This is a genomic window from Synergistaceae bacterium, assembly GCA_021372895.1.
GTDB lineage: Bacteria > Synergistota > Synergistia > Synergistales > Synergistaceae > JAJFTP01.
This window is the reverse complement of sequence record JAJFTP010000027.1, coordinates 14,672-34,397: the sequence shown is the minus strand read 5'-3', so window position 1 is coordinate 34,397 and position 19,726 is coordinate 14,672. Positions and strand designations below refer to the sequence as shown.

The following is a 19,726-nucleotide window of genomic DNA, read 5'->3' as shown; positions in this document are numbered from 1 at the left end:
TATGGATCGTAAACCGATACAGCATATCGGGATCGTGATGGACGGCAACGGGCGCTGGGCAAAATCCAGGGGACTTCCCAGAATAATGGGGCATCACGAAGGTGTTCGCGCTGTAGAAAGAACTATACGCGCAGCAAAAGACCTAGGCATACCGTATATCTCTCTATATGCCTTCTCAACGGAAAACTGGAAGCGCCCAAAGGGCGAGGTTATGGGTCTTATGGGACTTTTCAGATATTATATGAGGTCAAAACTTCGAGATCTTGACAGAGAAAACACCAGAGTTCGCTTTGCAGGTCAGATTTCAGCACTGCCTCAGGATATACAGGAAATACTGGCGGAGGCAGAAGAAAAAACAAAAGATAACACTGCGCTGCAGCTAATAATCTGCCTCAACTATGGCGGACGCCAGGAAATACTTGACGCGGTGAACCGTATTATAGAAGACGGCATTGAAGCTGCGATCACTGAAGATATACTGAGGAGATATCTTTATCTGCCTGACATCCCGGATCCGGACCTTCTGATAAGGACCAGCGGGGAGATCAGGATGAGTAATTTTTGGGTCTGGCAGGGCTCATACAGTGAATACTATTTTATAGACAAGTATTGGCCGGATTTCGGCAAGGCCGATCTGGAGCATGCCATTTCAGATTATTTGGGGAGGGAAAGGCGTTATGGAAAAGCTTAAATTGTTTTTAAATTCAAGTCCTGACCTGCCGCTCAGAACTTTCAGCAGTGTTTTTATCGTACTTGTTGTAATTGGAGGCATACTGACAGGCGGGTATATATGGAGTTTGATTGTCTTCGTGATCGCCATATTCTCTCTCTGGGAGTTTTACAAGCTGCTTTCTACAAAACATGATATCTCCCCGTGGCTTATAATGCTTTCGGGAGCATTCATACTATTCGGATCCGCTTTGGACATGAGCCTGACATCTATCCTCTGCACTATATCCATGATTATATTTACCGCTCTTTTCCTCGAAGTGATACGGCGCCAGGTAAGCTCTGAAAGTTTTGCATTGCAGAACATGGGTGCGACGATAGCGGGAATAGCTTATGTCATACTGCCATGGTCCTTTATGATACTGATCCGTACCCGTGAACTTGGCTCGCTTTTTCTTATAACGCTCTTCTGCTGCACATGGAGCTGCGATGTTGCGGCATATTTTGTGGGCAGTCACTACGGCAGGCATCTTCTCTGTGACAAGGTCAGTCCCAAAAAGACCTGGGAGGGCTTCATGGGCGGCGCCGCCGCCAGCTTTCTCTGCGGAGGAGTACTGGCTCTGGTGTTTTCATTTCCTCCCCTCCCGCTCCTTTTGATGGGTCTTCTCTGCGGAATAGCCGGGCAGTTGGGAGATCTCGGAGAGTCTGTGCTGAAACGCGAAGCCGAAGTTAAGGACACAGGCTATATCATTCCCGGACATGGCGGTCTGCTGGATCGTTTTGACAGCATTCTTGTCAACGGGACATTGGCATTTGTAATATTCGAGATAATCGGATAACAGGATGGATAGACCGGAACGCATAAGGATCGCTTTAATAGGTGCGACAGGAAGCGTCGGCGGCGCTGTCCTGGATGTTTGTGCGCGTTTTCCGGAACGTTTTGAGGTCGTTGCATTGGCAGCCCGATCCAATAAAAACAGGCTTCTCGAATTGGCGCACAGGCATGGTTCGAAAAAACTCTGCCTTACAGACCCTCAGGGCGGGAAATTCAGCGAAAATGGATTTGAATGCCTTTCCGGCATAGAGGGGTTTTCCATCCTTGCCGCAGACGATGAAATTGATCACGTGATATTCGCATCATCCGGCGTTTCCGCTATCAAAGCCCTCCAGACGGCCTTGAAAGCGGACAAGGATGTCTCTCTTGCTAACAAGGAAAGCATCGTCGTTGCAGGACCATGGATAATGCCGCTGATAAAGCATCAGAATCAGTTACGCCCCGTTGACAGCGAACACAGCGCAGTCTGGCAATGCCTGCGCGAAGACCCGCATCGTGAAATCAGCAAAATATGGCTGACCGCTTCCGGAGGTCCGTTCAGAGAATACACCGGCGAGCAGCTTGGATCTGTAAAGCCATCCGCCGCGCTGAGACATCCTGTCTGGAAAATGGGAGCCAAAATAACGATAGACAGTGCCACGCTGATGAACAAAGGTATAGAATGCATAGAGGCCATGCGGCTTTTCAACCTGCCTTCAGAGAAAGTCAGCGCGCTCATCCACCACGGATCACAGGTACACGGGATGGTGCTGTTCTGCGACGGGACAATGAAAATGCTGCTCTCACCTGCAGATATGAGGCTGCCTGCAGCTGCCGCCATGGCATGGCCTGACAGGCTAGACCTTATGGAGCATGGATTTGATTACATACACCCTGACAAATGGGATCTGGAATTCAAAGAGATAGATGGTTCCCGGTTCCCCTGCTTTGAAACGGCGCGCAGGGCAGGCAGTATGGGCGGCGCATATCCTTCTTTGCTCGTCGGAGCAGATGAAACGGCCGTAGCAAATTTCCTTGACGAAAACATCCCTTTCACCGCTATTTCAAAGATAGTGGAGGAGACAATGGGTAAATGGCAAGGCAGAGCGCCCGAGACACTTGACGATGCAATCGCGCTTGTAAAAGATGGAGAGCGGCTCGCTGCTGAGCTGTGTAAAAAATGGAGGCACACTTCTTGATAAGTATCATCTCATTTCTGATCGTAATAGGAATATGTGTTATCTCGCATGAAGGCGGCCATTTTATTGCCGCAAAATGGCGGGATGTTTTCGTCCACGAATTTTCATTCGGTATGGGGCCCTCTTTATGGAGCAAAACAAGGGGGGAGACATTGTGGTCTTTCAGGGCATTTCCGATTGGCGGATTTGTAAGGCTCGAAGGGGAAGATGCGTCCGACAGCGAAGACCAAAAGAAGAAAAGCATAGATCCATCACGCTCTCTGAGTGCTAAAAAACCGTGGGAACGGCTTGTGATAATAGCGGCCGGGGCATTTGTCAATATTATGTTGGCATGGCTGCTCACAACAGCATATCTGACAGGCTACGGCATATATGATCTGGAAAAACCTGTGATAGGCACAATAATGGACAAAACTCCTGCACAGGCCGCTGGGCTGCAGAGCGGTGACAGGATCAGCTCGATCAATGGCATAAAGTTAGAAAAATGGTCCGATATAAGAAAAATCATACAAGACAATAAAATAACTGGCGACAGGTTCAATATTACAGTCGTACGCGGAGGAAAAGAAATCAATTACACCGTTGATATCCCGTTAAGCAAAAAACAGGGCGGCAGGTTTTTAGGCATACAGCCCGCTCTAATAAGATATCCGCTTAGCGAGGCCCTCACAAAAGCTTTCAGTTATTCATGGCAGATGGGGGTGGAGATACTTCGCGGTCTCTGGATGATATTGACGATGCAGATACGCTCCGATGTCATAGGCCCTGTCGGGATAGCCATAATAGCCGGAGATGCCTTCAAACAGGGGTTCTGGTCTTTTATTGCATTTCTGGGCGTAATAAACCTGAATCTGGGATTGCTTAACCTGCTGCCCTTCCCGGCCCTTGACGGAGGAAGGCTTGTCTTTATCCTGATTGAGATGATCACAGGAAAAAATGTCCCTGAAAAGTGGGAAACCAGGGTGCATTACGCTGGCTTCATCATACTGATAACGCTCATAATACTTGTGACAGGCAAAGATATAATAAGACTTTTTCATTAGGCGGCGTGAGTGATGGGAAGCAGAAAAATCATCAATATTGACGGACTTGTGATAGGAGGCATTTCCCCTGTAAGGGTCGAGAGTATGCTTAAGACGCCGCTCAGCGATCTTCCCGGGTGCATTTCTGAAATAGAGGAACTGGACAAAGAAGGCTGTGAGCTTGCAAGAGTATCTCTGCCTGATCTGTCTCTTTGTGATAATTTCAAAAAGCTTATAAAAACCGCACACATCACACTTATGGCCGATATACATTTTAACCACAGGCTGGCTCTTGCAGCACTGGATGCCGGCTGTAGATCGATCCGTATCAACCCTGGAAATATGGACAGCCACACACGCACCTTGGATGTGATAAAAGCTGCCCAATATAACGGTGCGGTGATAAGGATCGGGGCAAACGGAGGTTCACTGAACAACAGGCAGATCAAAGAAGCGGGCGGCGACAGGGCGGCAGCGCTTGTCCTTGCAGTTGACGAACAGATCAGGGTGCTTCTTGACAACGATTTCGACAAAATCATAATCTCAGCAAAGTCAAGCTCAGTACCTGAAACACTACTGGCCAATACAATACTGTCCGGCAAATATCCATTCCCGATCCATATAGGTATTACAGAGGCAGGGGGAGGCCTTTCAGGCGTAGTAAAAGGTTCAGCCGGCATAACACTTCTGCTTGCGCAGGGTATAGGTGATACCATGCGCGTAAGCCTGACTGCCCCGGGGACAGATGAGGTCAAAGTAGGTTACCATATCCTCAGGGCTCTTGGCATCAGACAAAGAGGATACAACCTGATAAGCTGCCCCACTTGCGGGAGGAAAAGGGTGGACGTGGCTGAACTTTCCCAAATAGTGTCGAAACTTCTCCCCGAAGGGATCAAAGACGGGCTTACGATCGCAATAATGGGGTGCGAGGTAAACGGTCCGCGCGAAGCAGCAGGGGCAGATCTTGGGATAGCCGGGACTCCGGATGGCTTTGTGATGTTCCGACGCGGCAGGCCGGTATATACCGGCAGTATGGAAAATATGAGAGCAGAGCTATTAAAAATACTGGATACTTTATAAAAAAACAATGATGATCTTCGGAGAGAAAACTCGCCGGAGATCATTTTATATGAACTATTGGAATCTTGGAGTTTATTTATATTTGTGCTATAATTTTTCTGTTATTTGACATCAACACTTTAACTAGTATATATAACTATCGTAACCGCAACGTTCCACATTACTCGCCATGCGCCAGATATTAGAAAGTAAATCTTTTCTAACCAACTTATGGGGGTGTAAATATGTACCAGGAAAAGCCGTTTTGTATATTCTCTGAAACAGGTCCGCTGAAACAGGTCATGCTTCACCGTCCCGGAAAAGAACTTGACCGCCTTACTATCAACAACATGGATGAACTGCTTTTTGACGATTTGATCTGGCTCCAACAGGCACAAAAGGAGCATGACAACTTCGCTGACATTCTGAGAAAAGAGGGCTGCGAGGTACTTTACTTCCAGGAATGCCTCGCCGAGGTCATCGAAGACATGGAGATCCGAACATCGCTTATTAAAGATGTATTTTCTTTCGAATGCCTTGACAGGCGGATATCGGAAGGCCTGGCAGCAGCTTTTATGGAACTTCCGTCAGATGAATTAGCTTCTCACCTCATCGCAGGATACAGCAAGAAAGAAGCAGCCGAGATCTGCAGCCCTGCGCTCAGCCTCATGTCACATATTGAAACAGGCGGAGAGTTTGTCATCCGCCCGATTCCCAACCTTTATTTTCAGAGAGATCCGGCAATAACTGTCGGCAACGGAATAATCATAGGCCAGATGACCTTCGAAGCACGCCGCAGAGAGCCTCTTTACTGGAAATACATAACAAATTATCATCCAAGGTTCAAGGGCATGAAGATACTTTTTGGAGACAAACCGGATGAAGTATGGCCGCATAAAGTTGAAGGCGGCGACCTTCATGTTTTTTCAGAAACAGCAATGGCAATAGGCGTAAGCCAAAGAACAGCCCCGACTACAGTGCAGAGGATAGGACGAAATCTTGCCCAAAATACTCCCATCAGAAGGATCTTCGCTTTTGAGATACCAAAGGAACGTTACTGTATGCATTTAGACACTGTCTTTACAATGGTCGATAAGGACGCTTTCACAATATTCCCGACAGTTATCGATGTCCTTAAGGTCTGGCAGTTGGATTATAACGACGACGGGACCCTTGCCTCGCTTAAACAGGTCAAGAGATGGAAGGAAGCCATCGCTGAAACGCTTGGTTTCGATAAGATACGTGTCATTGAGATGAAGGGGAAAGACCAGGCGGAAACTGACCGCGAACAATGGCACGACGGCTGCAACACATTAGCCATAGCGCCAGGCAAGGTCATAACATATAACCGCAACGTCATGTCCAACAAACTTCTTATGGACAACGGAATAGAGGTTATTGAACTTGACGGCGCTGAGCTTGGGCGGGGAAGAGGCGGTCCAAGATGCATGTCTATGCCCCTTAACAGGCACTCGGTAAAATAGCTGATTTATAATTTTATATATAGAGTTACATTTTCAACAATTTTAAACAAAAATTCCAAGGGGGAATTAATATGGCAGTGAATCTTCGCAACCGTAACCTGATATCTCTTAAACACCATACGCCGCAGGAAATCGAGTATTTGCTTGACCTTTCAACAGACCTGAAAAACAAAAAGCGCGCCGGCATAAAGGGCAACCTTCTTAGTGGTAAGAATGTAGCGCTGATTTTTGAAAAACCATCAACACGCACACGCTGTGCATTCACGGTTGCCGCGATCGATGAAGGCGGCCACCCGGAATATCTTGGAAAAAACGACATCCAGCTTGGGCACAAGGAAGACGTAAAGGACACGGCAAGGGTGCTGGGGCGCATGTTTGACGGTATCGAGTTTCGCGGGTTCAGCCAGAAAGTAGTGGAGGACCTTGCAAAATATGCCGGCGTTCCGGTATGGAACGGCCTTACGGACGATTACCATCCCACACAGGTTCTTGCGGACTTCCTTACAGTACGAGAGAACTTCGGACGCCTCAAGGGGATCAGGTTTGTATATGTCGGAGACGGACGCAACAACGTTGCAAATTCTCTTATGATCGGAGCGGCAAAGATGGGGATGCATTTCGTGATCGGAGCGCCAAAATCACTTTTCCCCGATCCTGCGCTGCTTGAAGAGTGCAAAAAGATCGCTGCCGACTGCGAGTCAGGAGCAACCATCACTATTACTGATGATCCAAGGGCTGCAGTCAAAAATGCCGATGTAATCTACACAGACGTCTGGGCTTCAATGGGTGAAGAAGAAAAGCTTGCAGAGCGCAAGGCCATACTGCAGCCTTACCAGGTCAATATGGATCTTATCAAAGCCACCGAAAATGATAATGTCATATTCCTGCACTGCCTGCCCGCGGTCAAGGGCTACGAGGTCACGGAAGAAGTGTTCGAATCACGTTTTGCAAGACAGTTTGACGAGGCCGAGAACCGCATGCACACCATCAAAGCAACTATGGTGGCAAGCATAGGTAATCTCTAACTTCTGATAAGATAACCGTAAGCGTCAAATATCCCGGACCCGGACATCATCCAAGGGTCCGGGATATTATTGCCTGCACTAAAGACAAGCCGCTTGGCTGAGGCTCGATAGAACCAAAAGCCGTAGCTATCCCATAAGTTACGGAGGAGTTTGAACGTTTAATATTATTTGGGACATGTATGGATGGTTTGACGCACTTTATAGTTGATATTTAACATATTGACAAACATCTATGTGTGATATATATTTGCGTTCGGATAAGGTCAAGTCAGAAAAAATATGTATCTGAGCATAAACTTTCTTCAGTGGAAGTGTTGTATGTTATGACGGATTGCTGCAACCGGTATCAGACTCTTTCTGCATCTCTGACCATTAAGGACATCATTGGCTCATGGAAGGCAAGATGGGGTATCTGCAGGATGGATTACTCAATTGAAGCCGGACTTTATGCCATGGGATGTCCTGATGGAGATTCTCCTGTCCTGGTAACTTCCAATTATAAAATGACCGTAGACAGGGTAAGGAAAAACCTTGCCGGAAGGGACATATGGCTCCTTGTTCTGGATACAGAGGGAATAAACGTCTGGTGCGCTGCAGGCGAAGGGACATTCGGTACCGATGAACTTGTCTCCCGCATAGATAAGACAGGACTTAAGGAGAAAGTGACACACAGGGAACTTATACTGCCGCAGCTTGGCGCTACCGGCGTTTCTGCCCACGAAGTAAGAAAAAGGAGTGGTTTCAAAGTCATATACGGACCTGTAAGGTCAGAAGACATTCCCTATTTCCTCGATAACGCAATGACGGTAAAGCAATCCATGCGGAAAGTCCGGTTTTCACTTCTTGACAGGCTTGTCCTGACACCGATGGAGATCGTAATTGCAATGGGATCGATGCTAAAGGTATTTGGAGCGATGGCGGTTCTTTCTGCTTTAGGTATCCTGCCTGTTGAAAGGGCAGATTATCTTGGACCGCTTGGTTCCGTCTTCATGGGCGCTTTTGTATCTCCGCTCCTTCTTCCCTGGATACCGGGAAGGGCTTTTTCCTTTAAAGGAATGATAACAGGGCTTATATGGGCCATATCGGCAGTCCTGTTTTTATTTTCCAAGGGCGGTGCTAATTGGCTGCAGCTCATTTCTTATCTGCTTATACTGCCGTCGCTGTCCGCTTTTTTTACAATGAACTTTACCGGCTCGTCGACCTATACGTCGCTGTCGGGAGTGGAAAAAGAGATGAAGACCGCGCTTCCCCTTATTGTGGCCGCCATCTCTGCGGGAGTACTGATGAGGATAGTTTCATTTTTAATTTCATAAAGGTAAGGGGAAGGGCAAATGGGGCTTAAGTATCTAAAGAATGTTGCAACATTAAAACTTGACACGGACAAATGCATCGGGTGCGGAATGTGCGAGATCGTCTGTCCGCATGCTGTCTTCACCGTAAAAAACAACAAGGCATGGATCAACGACATAGACATGTGCATGGAATGCGGCGCATGCTCGATGAATTGCCCTGTCTCCGCAATCACAGTGAAAAGCGGAGTAGGCTGTGCTTACGCTGTGCTCATGGGGATGTTTAACGGGAATAAAGACAGAGAAGGTCCATCCTGCGGAGGTTCAGGCTGCTGCTGATAGTATTGAATGGATAATGCAGGCATGGATCGCCGCTCTACATTTAATTAATGTTTCGAACCAGGGATATGGATGTTTTTTTGGGACTGTTTGTCATGCTGTGCATACCCATGCATCTGTCATAACTCATAAATTTATGACTTATAGGTTATCTTTGTGTTAAAATATAGCTCGTGTAAAATGACAGATCACCATACAAAAGAGAGGCGTTATAATTTGTCCATCTATCGTGATCCCAAAAAAATCTCAATTTATCTTGAATCATGGATCATGGAACATATCTCCGGTGCATCTGCGAAGGGTGCCGTGCTTGGAATAAGCGGGGGAATAGATTCAGCTGTTTTAGCCGGACTCTTGTGCAGGGCTGTCGGCCCGGAAAACGTAATAGGCATTATAATGCCGTGTCACAGTCTGCCCATTGATGAAGAATATGCGAGGCTGCTTGTTCCCGCCTTTGGGTTAAAAACTTATAAAGTGGATCTTACCGAAACCTTTGACTCCATATTGGCGGCGATAAAATCTGAGAAGTTGACCCTTGATGCTCTTCCGGCAGCGAATATAAAACCAAGACTGCGCATGACAACGCTTTACGCGATCGCTCAGCAGAACGGCTGTTTAGTCTGCGGAGGCGGCAACAAAGATGAAATCATGTACGGATATTTCACAAAATATGGTGATTCAGGCGTTGACCTGCTGCCTATGGCAGATCTGCTTAAGGGCGAAGTACGCGCTTTGGCTGAATATCTTGGCGTCCCGCGGGAAATAATCGACAGGCCTCCGACAGCAGGCCTTTGGGCAGGACAGACGGACGAGGCTGAAATGGGGCTTACATATGAAGACCTTGATAAATATTTAGCAACAGGTGTCGCCACAGAAGAAGTCAAGGCCAAAATAGACGCGGCAATAACGAGATCTGAACATAAGCGCATATTTTCTCCCATGGCAGTACTTCCAAAAGAACTCTGATATTTTTGTAAAGTCGCTCCAGATAGTTTCCAGCTGTTTATTCCATATATATTTTATGAGGTGATTTTTTTGTCAGGACATTCAAAATGGGCAAACATCAAACATCGCAAGGCAGCCCAGGATTCAAAAAAAGGTGTGGCTTTCCAGAGACTCGTTAAAAATGTCATAGCCGCGGCAAAAGCAGGAGGCGGCGACCCGAATGCAAACTTCAGGCTCAAGGTCGCTATTGACAGAGCGAGAGCCGGGAACGTACCAGTCGACAATATCGAACGCGGGATCAAACGCGGTACAGGCGAGCTCGACGGGGCAGTTTATGAAGAAGTGCTCTACGAGGGGTATGGCCCAAACGGAGTTGCGGTAATGGTTCAGGCTATGACAGACAACCGTAACCGCACTGCTCCCGAGATGCGTTCCCTTTTTGCCAAGGCCGGCGGTGCTATTGGCGAACTTGGCTGTGTGGCATGGAATTTTGACAGAAAGGGTATCATAGAAATAACAGGAGAAGGCTTGGATGAAGACGAGCTTCTTATAGCCGCTATCGACGCAGGGGCAGACGATATGACACCTGAAGATGGAGGGTTTGAGATCACATGCGATCCGACAGTGCTTACCGGTGTCGCCGAAGCATTAAAAAATGCAGGATACAACGTAGAGTCAATGGAAATTGCGCTTGTACCCAAAAATACGGTCACAATAACCAATAAATCTGTAGCGGAGAAACTTCTTGCCATGATCGAACGTTTTGAGGAGCATGACGATGTTCAGGCTGTATACTCAAACTTCGAGATACCGGACGAGATACTTGCTCAGATCGACTAAAGACGGATTGAACATAATAAGGGCACTTGGAATTGATCCCGGCCTTGGAACACTGGGCTACGGCGTTGTATCACAGCAGGGAGACAGGCTGGTTTGTGAGTCTTACGGTATAATAAAGACGCCGAAGGAACTTTCTCTGACGCAGAGGCTCGCTCTCTTATATGAGGAGCTTAAAAAAAAGGCAGAAGAATATCCTCCGGATATAATAGCAGTGGAAAAACTTTTCTTCGGACGCAACACATCAACTGCAGAAATGGTATGGCAGGCGAGGGGAGTAGTACTGCTTCTGGTTGCACAACTCGGCCACACCCCCTATGAGTTTAAGCCATCAGAGGTCAAGATGGCGGTATGCGGCTATGGATCTGCGGAAAAAGGACAGGTACAGGGCATGGTTGCGCATCTGCTTGGCCTGCAGAAGAATCCGACTCCGGATGATGCGGCCGATGCACTTGCCATAGCTATTGCGGGACTTTCAATGGCAGCCTATGACAGAAACATTATGAAGGGCAAATGACTATGATCAACTCTCTTCGCGGTATCGTACTATCCATAGGTGAAGACTGCATTGTTCTTGATGTCGCAGGCTTCGGTCTTGAGGTGTTCATTACACGCTCACTGCTTGAACATGCAGTCATTGATGAAGAGCTTGTCTGCTATGCATACCTTCAAATAAGCGATTCAGGGCTTTCTATGTTCGGTTTCTCAACCGAACTCGAGCGGACACTTTTCCTTGAGCTTCTTCAGGTCAAGACAGTCGGTGGAAAATTAGCCATAACCCTTTTGCGGCATTTTGATGCGGAACAGGTGCTTATGGCTATAATGTCAGGCAGCGCCGCAATGCTCTCTGTCCCGGGGCTCGGTGCAAAGAGGGCGGAGCGGATCTGTTTTGAACTTAAAAATAAAATTGAAAAAAAGTTTTCTGGAATGTTAGACTCCGGAACGTCTGTGTCCTTCGGTGCCACCCTTGACAGCTTTGTCATGGAGGCGCTGACCGGGCTCGGTTTCTCTCAGGGTGAATCAGCCCGTGCGATATCTTTATCTAAGGCTGACAGCGAAACAGATAAAGCCTGGACTGAGGAGAGCCTTCTCAAGGCGTCGCTTGGTATACTTCAGCGTCGCTGACGTGATGCGTGATGTGAGGATATAATGGCTGAAAAAACAGATAAACTCATAGAGACTATAAAACAGGAAAGGGAAGAGGAAATTTTAACCCTGCGTCCGCAGGCTCTTGATGACTTTATTGGGCAGACAAGCTTAAAGGACAAGCTGACTATATACATGGCTGCCGCCATACAAAGGGAGGAGCCGCTTGACCACACTCTGTTCTACGGACCTCCGGGACTTGGCAAAACGACACTCGCGGGAATAATCGCAAAAGAGATGAAGGGAAGCCTTCGTGTAACGACCGGTCCGGCCCTTGAACGCGCCGGAGACCTGGCAGCAATACTTTCAAATATCCAGCCAAACGACGTTCTCTTTATTGACGAGATACACAGGATGTCCGCAAACATCGAGGAGATCCTATATCCTGCAATGGAGGATTTTGCCCTATCCATCATAGTGGGCAAGGGACCGCTTGCCCGCAGCATCAGACTGTCCCTGCCCAAATTTACGCTGATAGGAGCTACTACAAGGCTTGGACTCCTCACATCTCCGCTGCGTGCAAGATTTGGCATTATAGAACAGCTCAGTCTCTACTCACCTGAAGAGCTGACTCTGATCGTTAAGCGCGGAGCAAATGTTTTGAACGTCAATATAGCTGACTGTGCCGCTCAGGAGATCGGACTCCGTTCGCGCGGGACGCCGCGGGTCGCGCTGCGTCTTTTAAGAAGAGTAAGGGACGTTTCAGAAGTAAAAAAAACCGCCCAGGTAAAAAGAGATCTGGCATGCTACGCACTGGATATGTTGGGAGTTGACGGTGAAGGGCTCGACGAAGGAGACAGGAAGTTCCTCAGAGCGCTTGTGGAACTGTTCGACGGCGGTCCTGTAGGACTGTCTACCCTTGCCGCAGCACTCAACGAAGACGCACAGACGATCGAGGATATATATGAACCATACCTGATACAAAAGGGACTGCTCGAACGAACTCCTCGCGGCAGAAAAGCGACCAGAAACACATGGGATTATCTTGGCATACCGGTATCTCCGCACTTTATCCAGTATCAGCAGACACAGCTTTTGGGAGAGGAAGATTTATAATTATGCAACAGATAGGCAGGATGCTTCTTTTTATAGGTATAATCCTTGCCCTTGCCGGTATTGTACTGATACTTGCAGGCAAGCTGGATCTGCCTTTCGGCCATTTGCCCGGGGACATAACATATCAGAAAAAGAACATCACCGTTTTTGCCCCGTTAGGTACCATGCTGGTTATAAGTATCATTATTACATTGGTGCTGAATATCATTTCAAGGTGGAGACGTTGAAAAGTACATTTTTATCCGCTCTTTTTATTGTTTTTATAATGTCATTTATATCTCCTGTCCATGCGGCCTCAGGGAATATCTCTGTGCTGCTTGCGGACGGATGCATAAACGGTACCATATCCGGAACTGAAATAAGCATAACTGACGCATTGGGAATACAGGACCGGTTATCAGGAAACTGCAATGTTAACGTAAGCGGGAACAGGATAATTATTGGTCCTTCCGCTTATGCTATGCCGGTGAAACTCTCGTCCGCATCTCCTATCGCATGGAACGGAACAAAATATTACGGAGACCTTTTATTTAAAATTGCACCGGATGGTTTTTCAGTTGGCAACGACATAGATATAGAACTATATCTGCTGGGTGTAGTTAAAGGTGAGATGAGCGACAAATGGCCTATGGAGGCCCTCAAAGCTCAGGCTGTTATTGCCAGGACATATGTTCTCTCCGCATGCGGCAAACACAGTGGCTATGATGTATGCGCCACTAATCACTGCCAGGTCTACAAAGGAATAAACGGTGATGCAAAAAGCATAGAGGAAGCTGTTAATAGCACCAGGGGTATGATATTGAGATGGCAGGGGGCTCCGGCCTCTGTTTTTTACCACTCAGACAGCGGCGGGATGACAACAGCCGCAGCGCGCGTCTGGGGATCAGACATCCCATACCTCAGGGGCAGTCTCGAGCCTGTCTCATACAGCGGACCCAATACTACATGGCATTCGACTATACCAATGTCCTTTATAGAGTCCAGGTTAAAGGGATCCGGAATAAATGTCGGGACGATCCTGTCCATAACACCGCTCAGCAGAGATGAGAGCGGACGCATCCTTACAATAGAGGTAGGGGGGACCAATGGCACTCAGAATATGACAGGCCACAGGTTCAGGACTGTTGTCGGCGCCGACAAGATAAAAAGCACTTTGTTTGAGTTCAGCCGGCGTTCGAGCTACAGCCCGACACAGCAGCCACAGACAAAAACACAAATTCAGACAAAAACTCCTCCGTCTCGTCCGGCGAAAATCGATCTGCGCAGCATTCCTGAGGATCCGGAGGAAAAGCTTGTCTGGCTGACAAAACATAAGGTTTTTACAACGCAGGAATTAATGGAAATGCTTTCAAACCCGGCTAAAATAGACAGTTACATCGAAACAGGCATAGCGAGAGCGGAGGGACGTCTCCCTATGCCTTATGCAACAGTTGGATCATATCCTGTTCAGGGGACATTTGATCCCAATAAAATACCGGAGTATGAACCGTCAAGCTTTTCTATGGAATCAGGAACGGGAAGCATTGTAGACTTGTACGGGAGGGGCTCTGGGCATGGGGTAGGGCTTTCGCAATGGGGAGCAAAGACACTTGCCGAAAGAGGATGGGACTACAGACAGATCCTTGAACATTACTTCCCCGGAACCACGATCGGACAGTGAGGCTAAAACAATGACAGAGATCGATCTAAGCAGGACCTCAGCTTACAACTACGACCTGCCAAAGGAACAGATAGCACAGGATCCGGTCGAACCGCGGGATTCATCCCGTCTTATGATCGTACACAGAGGATCATCGAAGCTCGAGCACCGTATATTCCATAACATAACAGAGTACCTGCGGGCCGGTGACCTGCTTGTATTGAATGATACAAGGGTCCTGCCTGCACGCGTCTGCGGCACAAAAAAAAATGGCGGCGCAAGGGTGGAAATCTTCTTTTTGCGGCCTGCAGGTGACGGCACAAATAAATGGGTCGCGCTTGTGCGTCCGGGAAGAAAGCTGAAAAAGGGTACCGCTGTCTCCCTTGCCGCAGATACGGATATTATCATTGACGAATATCTTGAAGACGGACTGAGAAAAATATCTTTCCCTGAGAATTCGGACCCATTCGATATTATCCATAAGTTCGGAGAAACCCCTCTGCCGCATTACATAACCGCGACGCATTCAGAACCTGAGAGATACCAGACAGTCTATGCAAAGATGGACAAAGAAAATTCCGTAGCCGCACCGACTGCCGGCCTTCATTTCACAAATGGACTTCTGGAGCAGATGGGTTCCAATGGAATAGAACGTACATTCGTTACCCTGCAGGTCGGGCTCGGAACATTCCGACCAGTCAAGACCGATATAATATCGGAACACATAATGCACAGCGAATTCTGTGAAATTCCTGCCGATACGGCAAAAAAAATCAATGATACAAAGGAACGCGGCGGGAGGATAATTGCTGTCGGGACTACGGTCGTACGCACTCTTGAATCATTCGTAAAGGAGTATGGTGAAGTAAGACCGGGCATGCTCGATACACGGCTTTTCATAACGCCCGGTTTTAAATTCCGTGTGATTGACGGACTGATAACAAATTTCCACCTGCCAAAGAGTACTCTTTTAATGTTGGTATCAGCCTTTGGCGGCTACGGTACAATGATGGCAGCATATAAAGAGGCGGTGGAGAAGCGCTATCGCTTTTTCTCCTTCGGAGATGCGATGTTGATCATATAAAGCAATAACACATTGCATTTATTTGAGAGACAAAAAACTAGGGCTCGTTTTCTTTCACACAAACCCTAGTTTTTGAGTTCATTACAGTCGATGTTTAAAATATTCTTTCCGCCAGCTTATGTACTTCCGTAACCGAGGTACTGCCGGCATGATAGGCCAGAACAGTCGGGGTTTCTCCGTCAAGGACGAGGAAATCCGCCTGTTTTCCGAGCTCAAGGCTTCCGACCTTATTCTGCCTCTTGATCGCATAGGCCGCGTTGAGCGTCGAAGCTGCAAGCGCCTCTTCTACCGACATATTCATGTTCATGACCCCAAGCCCAAAGATAAACGGCACAGATTCACAGAAACATGAGCCAGGATTGCAATCCGTGGCAAGCGCAACAGGAACATCCCAGTCTATCATGTCCCTGCCTCTGGCATAGGGCTTCTTCAGACTGTAAGCCGTTGCAGGCAGAAGAACCGCTATTGAGCCAGCCTTGCCCATTGCCCTGAGGTTTTCCTCGCTTGCGGCAAGAAGATGTTCCGCAGACGTAACCTTAAGTTCCGCCGCAAGCCCGGCTCCTCCGAGATCGTTTACTTCATCAGCGTGTATCTTTGTGTCAAATCCGGCAGCTTTTGCTGCTTTGAGTAATTTCCTGCTCTGATCTACCGAGAAGACACCCTCTTCACAGAATACGTCACAAAACTCTGCTATCCCCTGAGCTTTGACTTCAGGCAGCATCTCGTTGATAAGAACATCGATAAATTCATCGGCCCTGTTTTTATAATCTTCAGGAACCGCATGTGCTCCCATAAACGTCGGAGCTATGTCAAGCGGCGTCTCACGGCCGATGCGCCTGATCACTCTCAGCATTTTGAGTTCAAGCTCAAGTTCAAGACCATATCCGCTCTTTATCTCCATAGTCGTGGTTCCTTTGGAAAGCGCGGACATCGCAAGCTCCTTAGTATGGCAGAAAAGCTCTTCTTCGGTGACAGACTTGACCGCATTGACAGAAGAGAGTATCCCGCCGCCCTTTTTAAGTATTTCAAGATAGGGCAGTCCTGCAAGCCTCATACCGAACTCATCCTCCCGCCTCTTTGCAAAACAGAGATGGGTATGCGGATCTACAAATCCGGGTATAACACAGGCGCCGTCAAAATTGTGCTCTTCATTGACAGATGCTTGGGCAAGTCCCTTAAGCACATCCTCTTCGTCTCCTATTTTCTCGATAAAGCCGTTACGGACAAGCATAGCTCCGCGCTTTATCTCAGTTATTTTCCCCTGTTCTGCTCCCCTGAGCGGGTGACCTGGATCTACAGGAGTAAATATTCTGGCATTCCTGTATAGTTTTACGGTCATTCCGCCCTCTCTCCCATTAGTTCGAGGAGCTGAAGTTCAAGAACCTGGGCCGGGTCAAAACCAGCTATCTGGAGGTAGTAGGCTGCGCTCTCCAGTATCGCGTTTACAGGGATCATCCCATATACTTCAGTCTCGATAACATTTACACCCCAGCGCTTTGCTTCCATGCGGATCATTTCAAGCACGCGATAGAGTGAGTTCTTTTCGTAATCTACAAGGTTCATGCTGACCTGTGTAATGCCGCGCTCCTCAAGAGCAAGCCCTATGCCTTTGACGTGGCAGAAACCGCCTGACGACGCCCTTACTGTCCCGGCAATCTTTTTAGCTATGTCTATATTGTCGGTATCAAGGTTGACGTTAAAGGCTACCAGAAATTTCCGTGCGCCGATTACCGTTCCGCCTGCTGTAGGGTGTAGTCCGGGACCGCCGACATCCGGCATGCGCTCCGCGTTAGTCTTTGCCTCATCCTTAAGGACCTCGTACTGTCCCTTGCGGATAACTTCAAGACGTTTCCTTTCCGGTTTTAATGCCGCATCCTCGTAAAAATAGACCGGAATGCCGCATTCTTTAAAGTAGCGTTCTCCAAAATCATGGGCAAGCCGAATGCACTCTTCCATAGTGATACCTTTGATCGGCGTAAACGGTATCACATCAACGGCACCGATCCTTGGGTGAGCTCCCTGGTGAGTGTTCATATCTATGTGCTTAAGGGCAGTTTTAGCCGCTTCAATAAGAGCATCCTGTATTGGGACCGGGGCTCCTACGAGACTGATGACGAGTCTGTTGTGGTCTTCGTCGGCACGATGATCCAACAGGTATACGCCGCTCTTACCCTTAAAACAGCTTACTATTGCGTCAATAACGTCCTGACGTCTTCCCTCGCTGAAATTTGGTACACATTCGATCAGCTGCATTGCCATATCTTTTGCCTCCTTAATTAATGGGTAATTAATGGATTTCTTATCTTTTTGTCTCGATGCTGTCTCTGCTATATTCTAACAGTTTTTGACAATATTGTTAGGCATCTGCATATATACGTTCGCCGAAACCTGCTTATGTTTATATTTTGTCCTATTTGAGCTCTCCTATTTCTGATTCAACGGCGTCAAGGATCGTCCCATTCTTTACCAGGTCGAGCGATTTCAGCATGAGCGGCTGCATGTACTGATCCTTTTCGTAGAAGGGGATCTCATTACGAATTGCCTTATACGCCGCAGACGTTCCTTTCCCGGGTTTTAGAGGGGCTCTGAAATCTATTCCCTGTGCCGCATTAAGCATTTCTATTGCTATCACCCTTGTTGTGTTGTTGAGTATGGTAAGCCCCTTTCTGGCACTGTAAGCCCCCATTGAGACATGATCCTCCTGTCCGGCCGAAGTCGGAATTGAGTCGACGCATGACGGATGGGCGAGTACTTTATTCTCAGACACGATTGCAGCGGCGGTGTACTGCGGGATCATGAAGCCGCTGTTTACTCCGCTGTCAGAGACAAGGAACGGGGGCAGGTCCGACATCTTATGGTCCACAAGGCGCGCGATACGGCGCTCTGAGATATCGGCTATCTCTGCCAGGGCAATACCGAAAAAATCCATGGCCATTGCCATCGGCTGTCCGTGGAAGTTTCCGCCGCTGATCGCCTCGCCGTCCTTATGGAAGATTATCGGGTTGTCGGTAACAGAGTTGATCTCTATATTTACCTTGTCAAAAACATAACCAACCGCATCCCTGCTTGCTCCATGCACCTGAGGCAGACAGCGGAGAGAGTAGGCATCCTGCACCCTGTCTTTTTTATAGGCTTCTATTATTTCGCTGCCTTCAGTTAAGCGGCGTATATTCTCTGCGACAACACCCTGTCCTACCTGAGGACGGAGATCGTGTGTCCTGCGGTCAAAAGCGTAAGGAACTGCATGTAGCGCTTCAACAGAGAGTGCTGCGGCAATGTCGGCATTTTTCATAAGCTTGATCGCATCATATAAACAAAGAGAGGCAATTCCTGTCATGACTGTCGTTCCGTTGTTAAGGGCAAGACCTTCCTTTGGCATAAGTTCCACAGGTTTCATGCCAACGATTTTAAGAGCTTCTGTCGTAGGCATTTTCTTCCCCTGGTAGACAACATCACCAAGACCGATAAGCGTTATCGCAAGGTGTGAAAGCGGGCAAAGGTCTCCGCTTGCGCCGACAGACCCCTGACAGGGAATGACAGGGTGGATCCCAAGGTTAAGATATTCAACGAGCTGCGACAGCGTTGCAAGGCTGATGCCGGAATAGCCGCGCGCAAGCGTATTTATGCGCAGGAGCATTACGGCTCTGACATAATCCTCAGGCAGAGCCTCGCCAAAACCGCACGCATGGCTCATAAGCAGGTTTTCCTGAAGCTGACGGCTCTTGTCACGGGGGATAACTACCGTGGCAAGGTCTCCAAATCCAGTCGTGATACCATAAACAACGCGGCCTTCGTTTACCCAGTCAAGAACAGAAGCCGCGCATTCGGCTACATCTTTCTTTGCCTGAGGATCAAGTTCCACCTTATATCCTTTCCTTGCAACGTTGACTATGTCCTGGATCGTCAGTGATTTCCCGTCAAGAACTACTACATTATGCCCCATGTTTATTTCCTCCCCGATATTGTGAAATATTTGTTCTTTTGCCAGGCCGGTGCTATAATTTATTTCAAACGTGTAATACTTGTGCTTTTCAAAAATAGACATACTTTTACTACTTTAATACTTTCCAATCTTAAATCTTTGCGCTACAATAAGTATAGTCGCTAAACATAGAGAGT

Annotated in this window: 20 protein-coding genes; 17 read left to right on the top strand and 3 right to left on the bottom strand. The window is 47.9% G+C overall.

From position 1 onward, the window contains the following. The first annotated feature begins 1 nt into the window (after nt 1). The 17 genes from uppS (at nt 2) to queA (ending at nt 15,607) form a co-directional block, all read left to right on the top strand. Complete coding sequence (gene uppS, locus LLF78_02675; protein ID MCE5201406.1) at nt 2–691, top strand: di-trans,poly-cis-decaprenylcistransferase; 690 nt, start codon at nt 2–4, stop codon at nt 689–691. After that, nucleotides 678–1,508, top strand: coding sequence for a phosphatidate cytidylyltransferase (locus LLF78_02670; protein MCE5201405.1), 831 nt, complete (start codon nt 678–680; stop codon nt 1,506–1,508). Before uppS ends, LLF78_02670 begins: the two co-directional genes overlap by 14 nt. A gap of 4 nt (nt 1,509–1,512) precedes the next feature. Continuing rightward, nucleotides 1,513–2,682 (top strand): 1-deoxy-D-xylulose-5-phosphate reductoisomerase, encoded by a 1,170-nt coding sequence (locus LLF78_02665; protein ID MCE5201404.1) that lies wholly within the window; start codon nt 1,513–1,515, stop codon nt 2,680–2,682. After that, nucleotides 2,679–3,725, top strand: a complete 1,047-nt coding sequence (gene rseP, locus LLF78_02660; GenBank protein MCE5201403.1) for an RIP metalloprotease RseP — start codon at nt 2,679–2,681, stop codon at nt 3,723–3,725. Before LLF78_02665 ends, rseP begins: the two co-directional genes overlap by 4 nt. Before the next feature lie 12 nt (nt 3,726–3,737). Then, entirely contained in the window at nt 3,738–4,784 is a 1,047-nt protein-coding gene (gene ispG, locus LLF78_02655; protein ID MCE5201402.1) for a (E)-4-hydroxy-3-methylbut-2-enyl-diphosphate synthase, read from the top strand. 224 nt (nt 4,785–5,008) lie between these two features. After that, nucleotides 5,009–6,247 (top strand): arginine deiminase, encoded by a 1,239-nt coding sequence (locus LLF78_02650; protein MCE5201401.1) that lies wholly within the window; start codon nt 5,009–5,011, stop codon nt 6,245–6,247. Nucleotides 6,248–6,318: 71 nt separating this feature from the next. Next, nucleotides 6,319–7,272 carry an ornithine carbamoyltransferase gene (argF, locus tag LLF78_02645; GenBank protein ID MCE5201400.1) on the top strand — a complete coding sequence of 318 codons (954 nt, stop codon included), beginning with the start codon at nt 6,319–6,321 and terminating at the stop codon, nt 7,270–7,272. Nucleotides 7,273–7,595: 323 nt separating this feature from the next. After that, entirely contained in the window at nt 7,596–8,585 is a 990-nt protein-coding gene (locus tag LLF78_02640) for a hypothetical protein (protein ID MCE5201399.1), read from the top strand. A gap of 18 nt (nt 8,586–8,603) precedes the next feature. Further along, nucleotides 8,604–8,900: a 4Fe-4S binding protein gene (locus LLF78_02635; protein ID MCE5201398.1), complete on the top strand. Its 297-nt coding sequence runs from the start codon at nt 8,604–8,606 to the stop codon at nt 8,898–8,900. 216 nt (nt 8,901–9,116) lie between these two features. Further along, nucleotides 9,117–9,866, top strand: a complete 750-nt coding sequence (gene nadE / locus LLF78_02630) for an NAD(+) synthase (GenBank protein ID MCE5201397.1) — start codon at nt 9,117–9,119, stop codon at nt 9,864–9,866. A 69-nt stretch (nt 9,867–9,935) separates the two neighbouring features. Then, on the top strand, nt 9,936–10,685 hold the full coding sequence (locus tag LLF78_02625) for a YebC/PmpR family DNA-binding transcriptional regulator (protein MCE5201396.1): 750 nt from the start codon (nt 9,936–9,938) through the stop codon (nt 10,683–10,685). Continuing rightward, nucleotides 10,669–11,199, top strand: a complete 531-nt coding sequence (gene ruvC / locus LLF78_02620) for a crossover junction endodeoxyribonuclease RuvC (GenBank protein MCE5201395.1) — start codon at nt 10,669–10,671, stop codon at nt 11,197–11,199. Before LLF78_02625 ends, ruvC begins: the two co-directional genes overlap by 17 nt. A 2-nt stretch (nt 11,200–11,201) precedes the next feature. After that, nucleotides 11,202–11,807 carry a Holliday junction branch migration protein RuvA gene (locus tag LLF78_02615; GenBank protein ID MCE5201394.1) on the top strand — a complete coding sequence of 202 codons (606 nt, stop codon included), beginning with the start codon at nt 11,202–11,204 and terminating at the stop codon, nt 11,805–11,807. A gap of 24 nt (nt 11,808–11,831) precedes the next feature. Next, nucleotides 11,832–12,884, top strand: coding sequence for a Holliday junction branch migration DNA helicase RuvB (gene ruvB / locus LLF78_02610; GenBank protein ID MCE5201393.1), 1,053 nt, complete (start codon nt 11,832–11,834; stop codon nt 12,882–12,884). Between the two features lie 2 nt (nt 12,885–12,886). Continuing rightward, nucleotides 12,887–13,111, top strand: a complete 225-nt coding sequence (locus LLF78_02605) for a DUF2905 domain-containing protein (GenBank protein ID MCE5201392.1) — start codon at nt 12,887–12,889, stop codon at nt 13,109–13,111. Further along, a complete protein-coding gene (locus LLF78_02600; GenBank protein MCE5201391.1) occupies nt 13,108–14,544 on the top strand; it encodes a SpoIID/LytB domain-containing protein in 1,437 nt (478 codons plus the stop codon). The genes LLF78_02605 and LLF78_02600 overlap by 4 nt, the downstream gene beginning before the upstream one ends. Before the next feature lie 10 nt (nt 14,545–14,554). Further along, entirely contained in the window at nt 14,555–15,607 is a 1,053-nt protein-coding gene (gene queA, locus LLF78_02595) for a tRNA preQ1(34) S-adenosylmethionine ribosyltransferase-isomerase QueA (protein MCE5201390.1), read from the top strand. A 94-nt stretch (nt 15,608–15,701) separates the two neighbouring features. Here queA and hutI read toward each other — a convergent pair whose 3' ends face one another. The 3 genes from hutI to hutH all read right to left on the bottom strand — a co-directional run bounded on the left by hutI (nt 15,702) and on the right by hutH (nt 19,550). Then, nucleotides 15,702–16,946 (bottom strand): imidazolonepropionase, encoded by a 1,245-nt coding sequence (gene hutI, locus LLF78_02590; GenBank protein MCE5201389.1) that lies wholly within the window; start codon nt 16,944–16,946, stop codon nt 15,702–15,704. After that, nucleotides 16,943–17,866, bottom strand: coding sequence for a glutamate formimidoyltransferase (ftcD, locus tag LLF78_02585; GenBank protein MCE5201388.1), 924 nt, complete (start codon nt 17,864–17,866; stop codon nt 16,943–16,945). The genes hutI and ftcD overlap by 4 nt, the downstream gene beginning before the upstream one ends. Nucleotides 17,867–18,017: 151 nt before the next feature. After that, the gene (hutH, locus tag LLF78_02580) at nt 18,018–19,550 is read right to left on the bottom strand and encodes a histidine ammonia-lyase (protein MCE5201387.1); all 1,533 of its coding nucleotides are present in this window, start codon (nt 19,548–19,550) and stop codon (nt 18,018–18,020) included. Between the last annotated feature and the right edge of the window lie 176 nt (nt 19,551–19,726).

Coding starts and splice junctions, on each gene's coding strand:
- uppS (MCE5201406.1), top strand. CDS start 2: ATGGATCGTAAACCGATACAGCATATCGGGATCGTGATGGACGGCAAC.
- LLF78_02670 (MCE5201405.1), top strand. CDS start 678: ATGGAAAAGCTTAAATTGTTTTTAAATTCAAGTCCTGACCTGCCGCTC.
- LLF78_02665 (MCE5201404.1), top strand. CDS start 1,513: ATGGATAGACCGGAACGCATAAGGATCGCTTTAATAGGTGCGACAGGA.
- ispG (MCE5201402.1), top strand. CDS start 3,738: ATGGGAAGCAGAAAAATCATCAATATTGACGGACTTGTGATAGGAGGC.
- LLF78_02650 (MCE5201401.1), top strand. CDS start 5,009: ATGTACCAGGAAAAGCCGTTTTGTATATTCTCTGAAACAGGTCCGCTG.
- argF (MCE5201400.1), top strand. CDS start 6,319: ATGGCAGTGAATCTTCGCAACCGTAACCTGATATCTCTTAAACACCAT.
- LLF78_02640 (MCE5201399.1), top strand. CDS start 7,596: ATGACGGATTGCTGCAACCGGTATCAGACTCTTTCTGCATCTCTGACC.
- LLF78_02635 (MCE5201398.1), top strand. CDS start 8,604: ATGGGGCTTAAGTATCTAAAGAATGTTGCAACATTAAAACTTGACACG.
- LLF78_02615 (MCE5201394.1), top strand. CDS start 11,202: ATGATCAACTCTCTTCGCGGTATCGTACTATCCATAGGTGAAGACTGC.
- ruvB (MCE5201393.1), top strand. CDS start 11,832: ATGGCTGAAAAAACAGATAAACTCATAGAGACTATAAAACAGGAAAGG.
- LLF78_02605 (MCE5201392.1), top strand. CDS start 12,887: ATGCAACAGATAGGCAGGATGCTTCTTTTTATAGGTATAATCCTTGCC.
- queA (MCE5201390.1), top strand. CDS start 14,555: ATGACAGAGATCGATCTAAGCAGGACCTCAGCTTACAACTACGACCTG.
- hutI (MCE5201389.1), bottom strand. CDS start 16,946: ATGACCGTAAAACTATACAGGAATGCCAGAATATTTACTCCTGTAGAT.
- ftcD (MCE5201388.1), bottom strand. CDS start 17,866: ATGGCAATGCAGCTGATCGAATGTGTACCAAATTTCAGCGAGGGAAGA.
- hutH (MCE5201387.1), bottom strand. CDS start 19,550: ATGGGGCATAATGTAGTAGTTCTTGACGGGAAATCACTGACGATCCAG.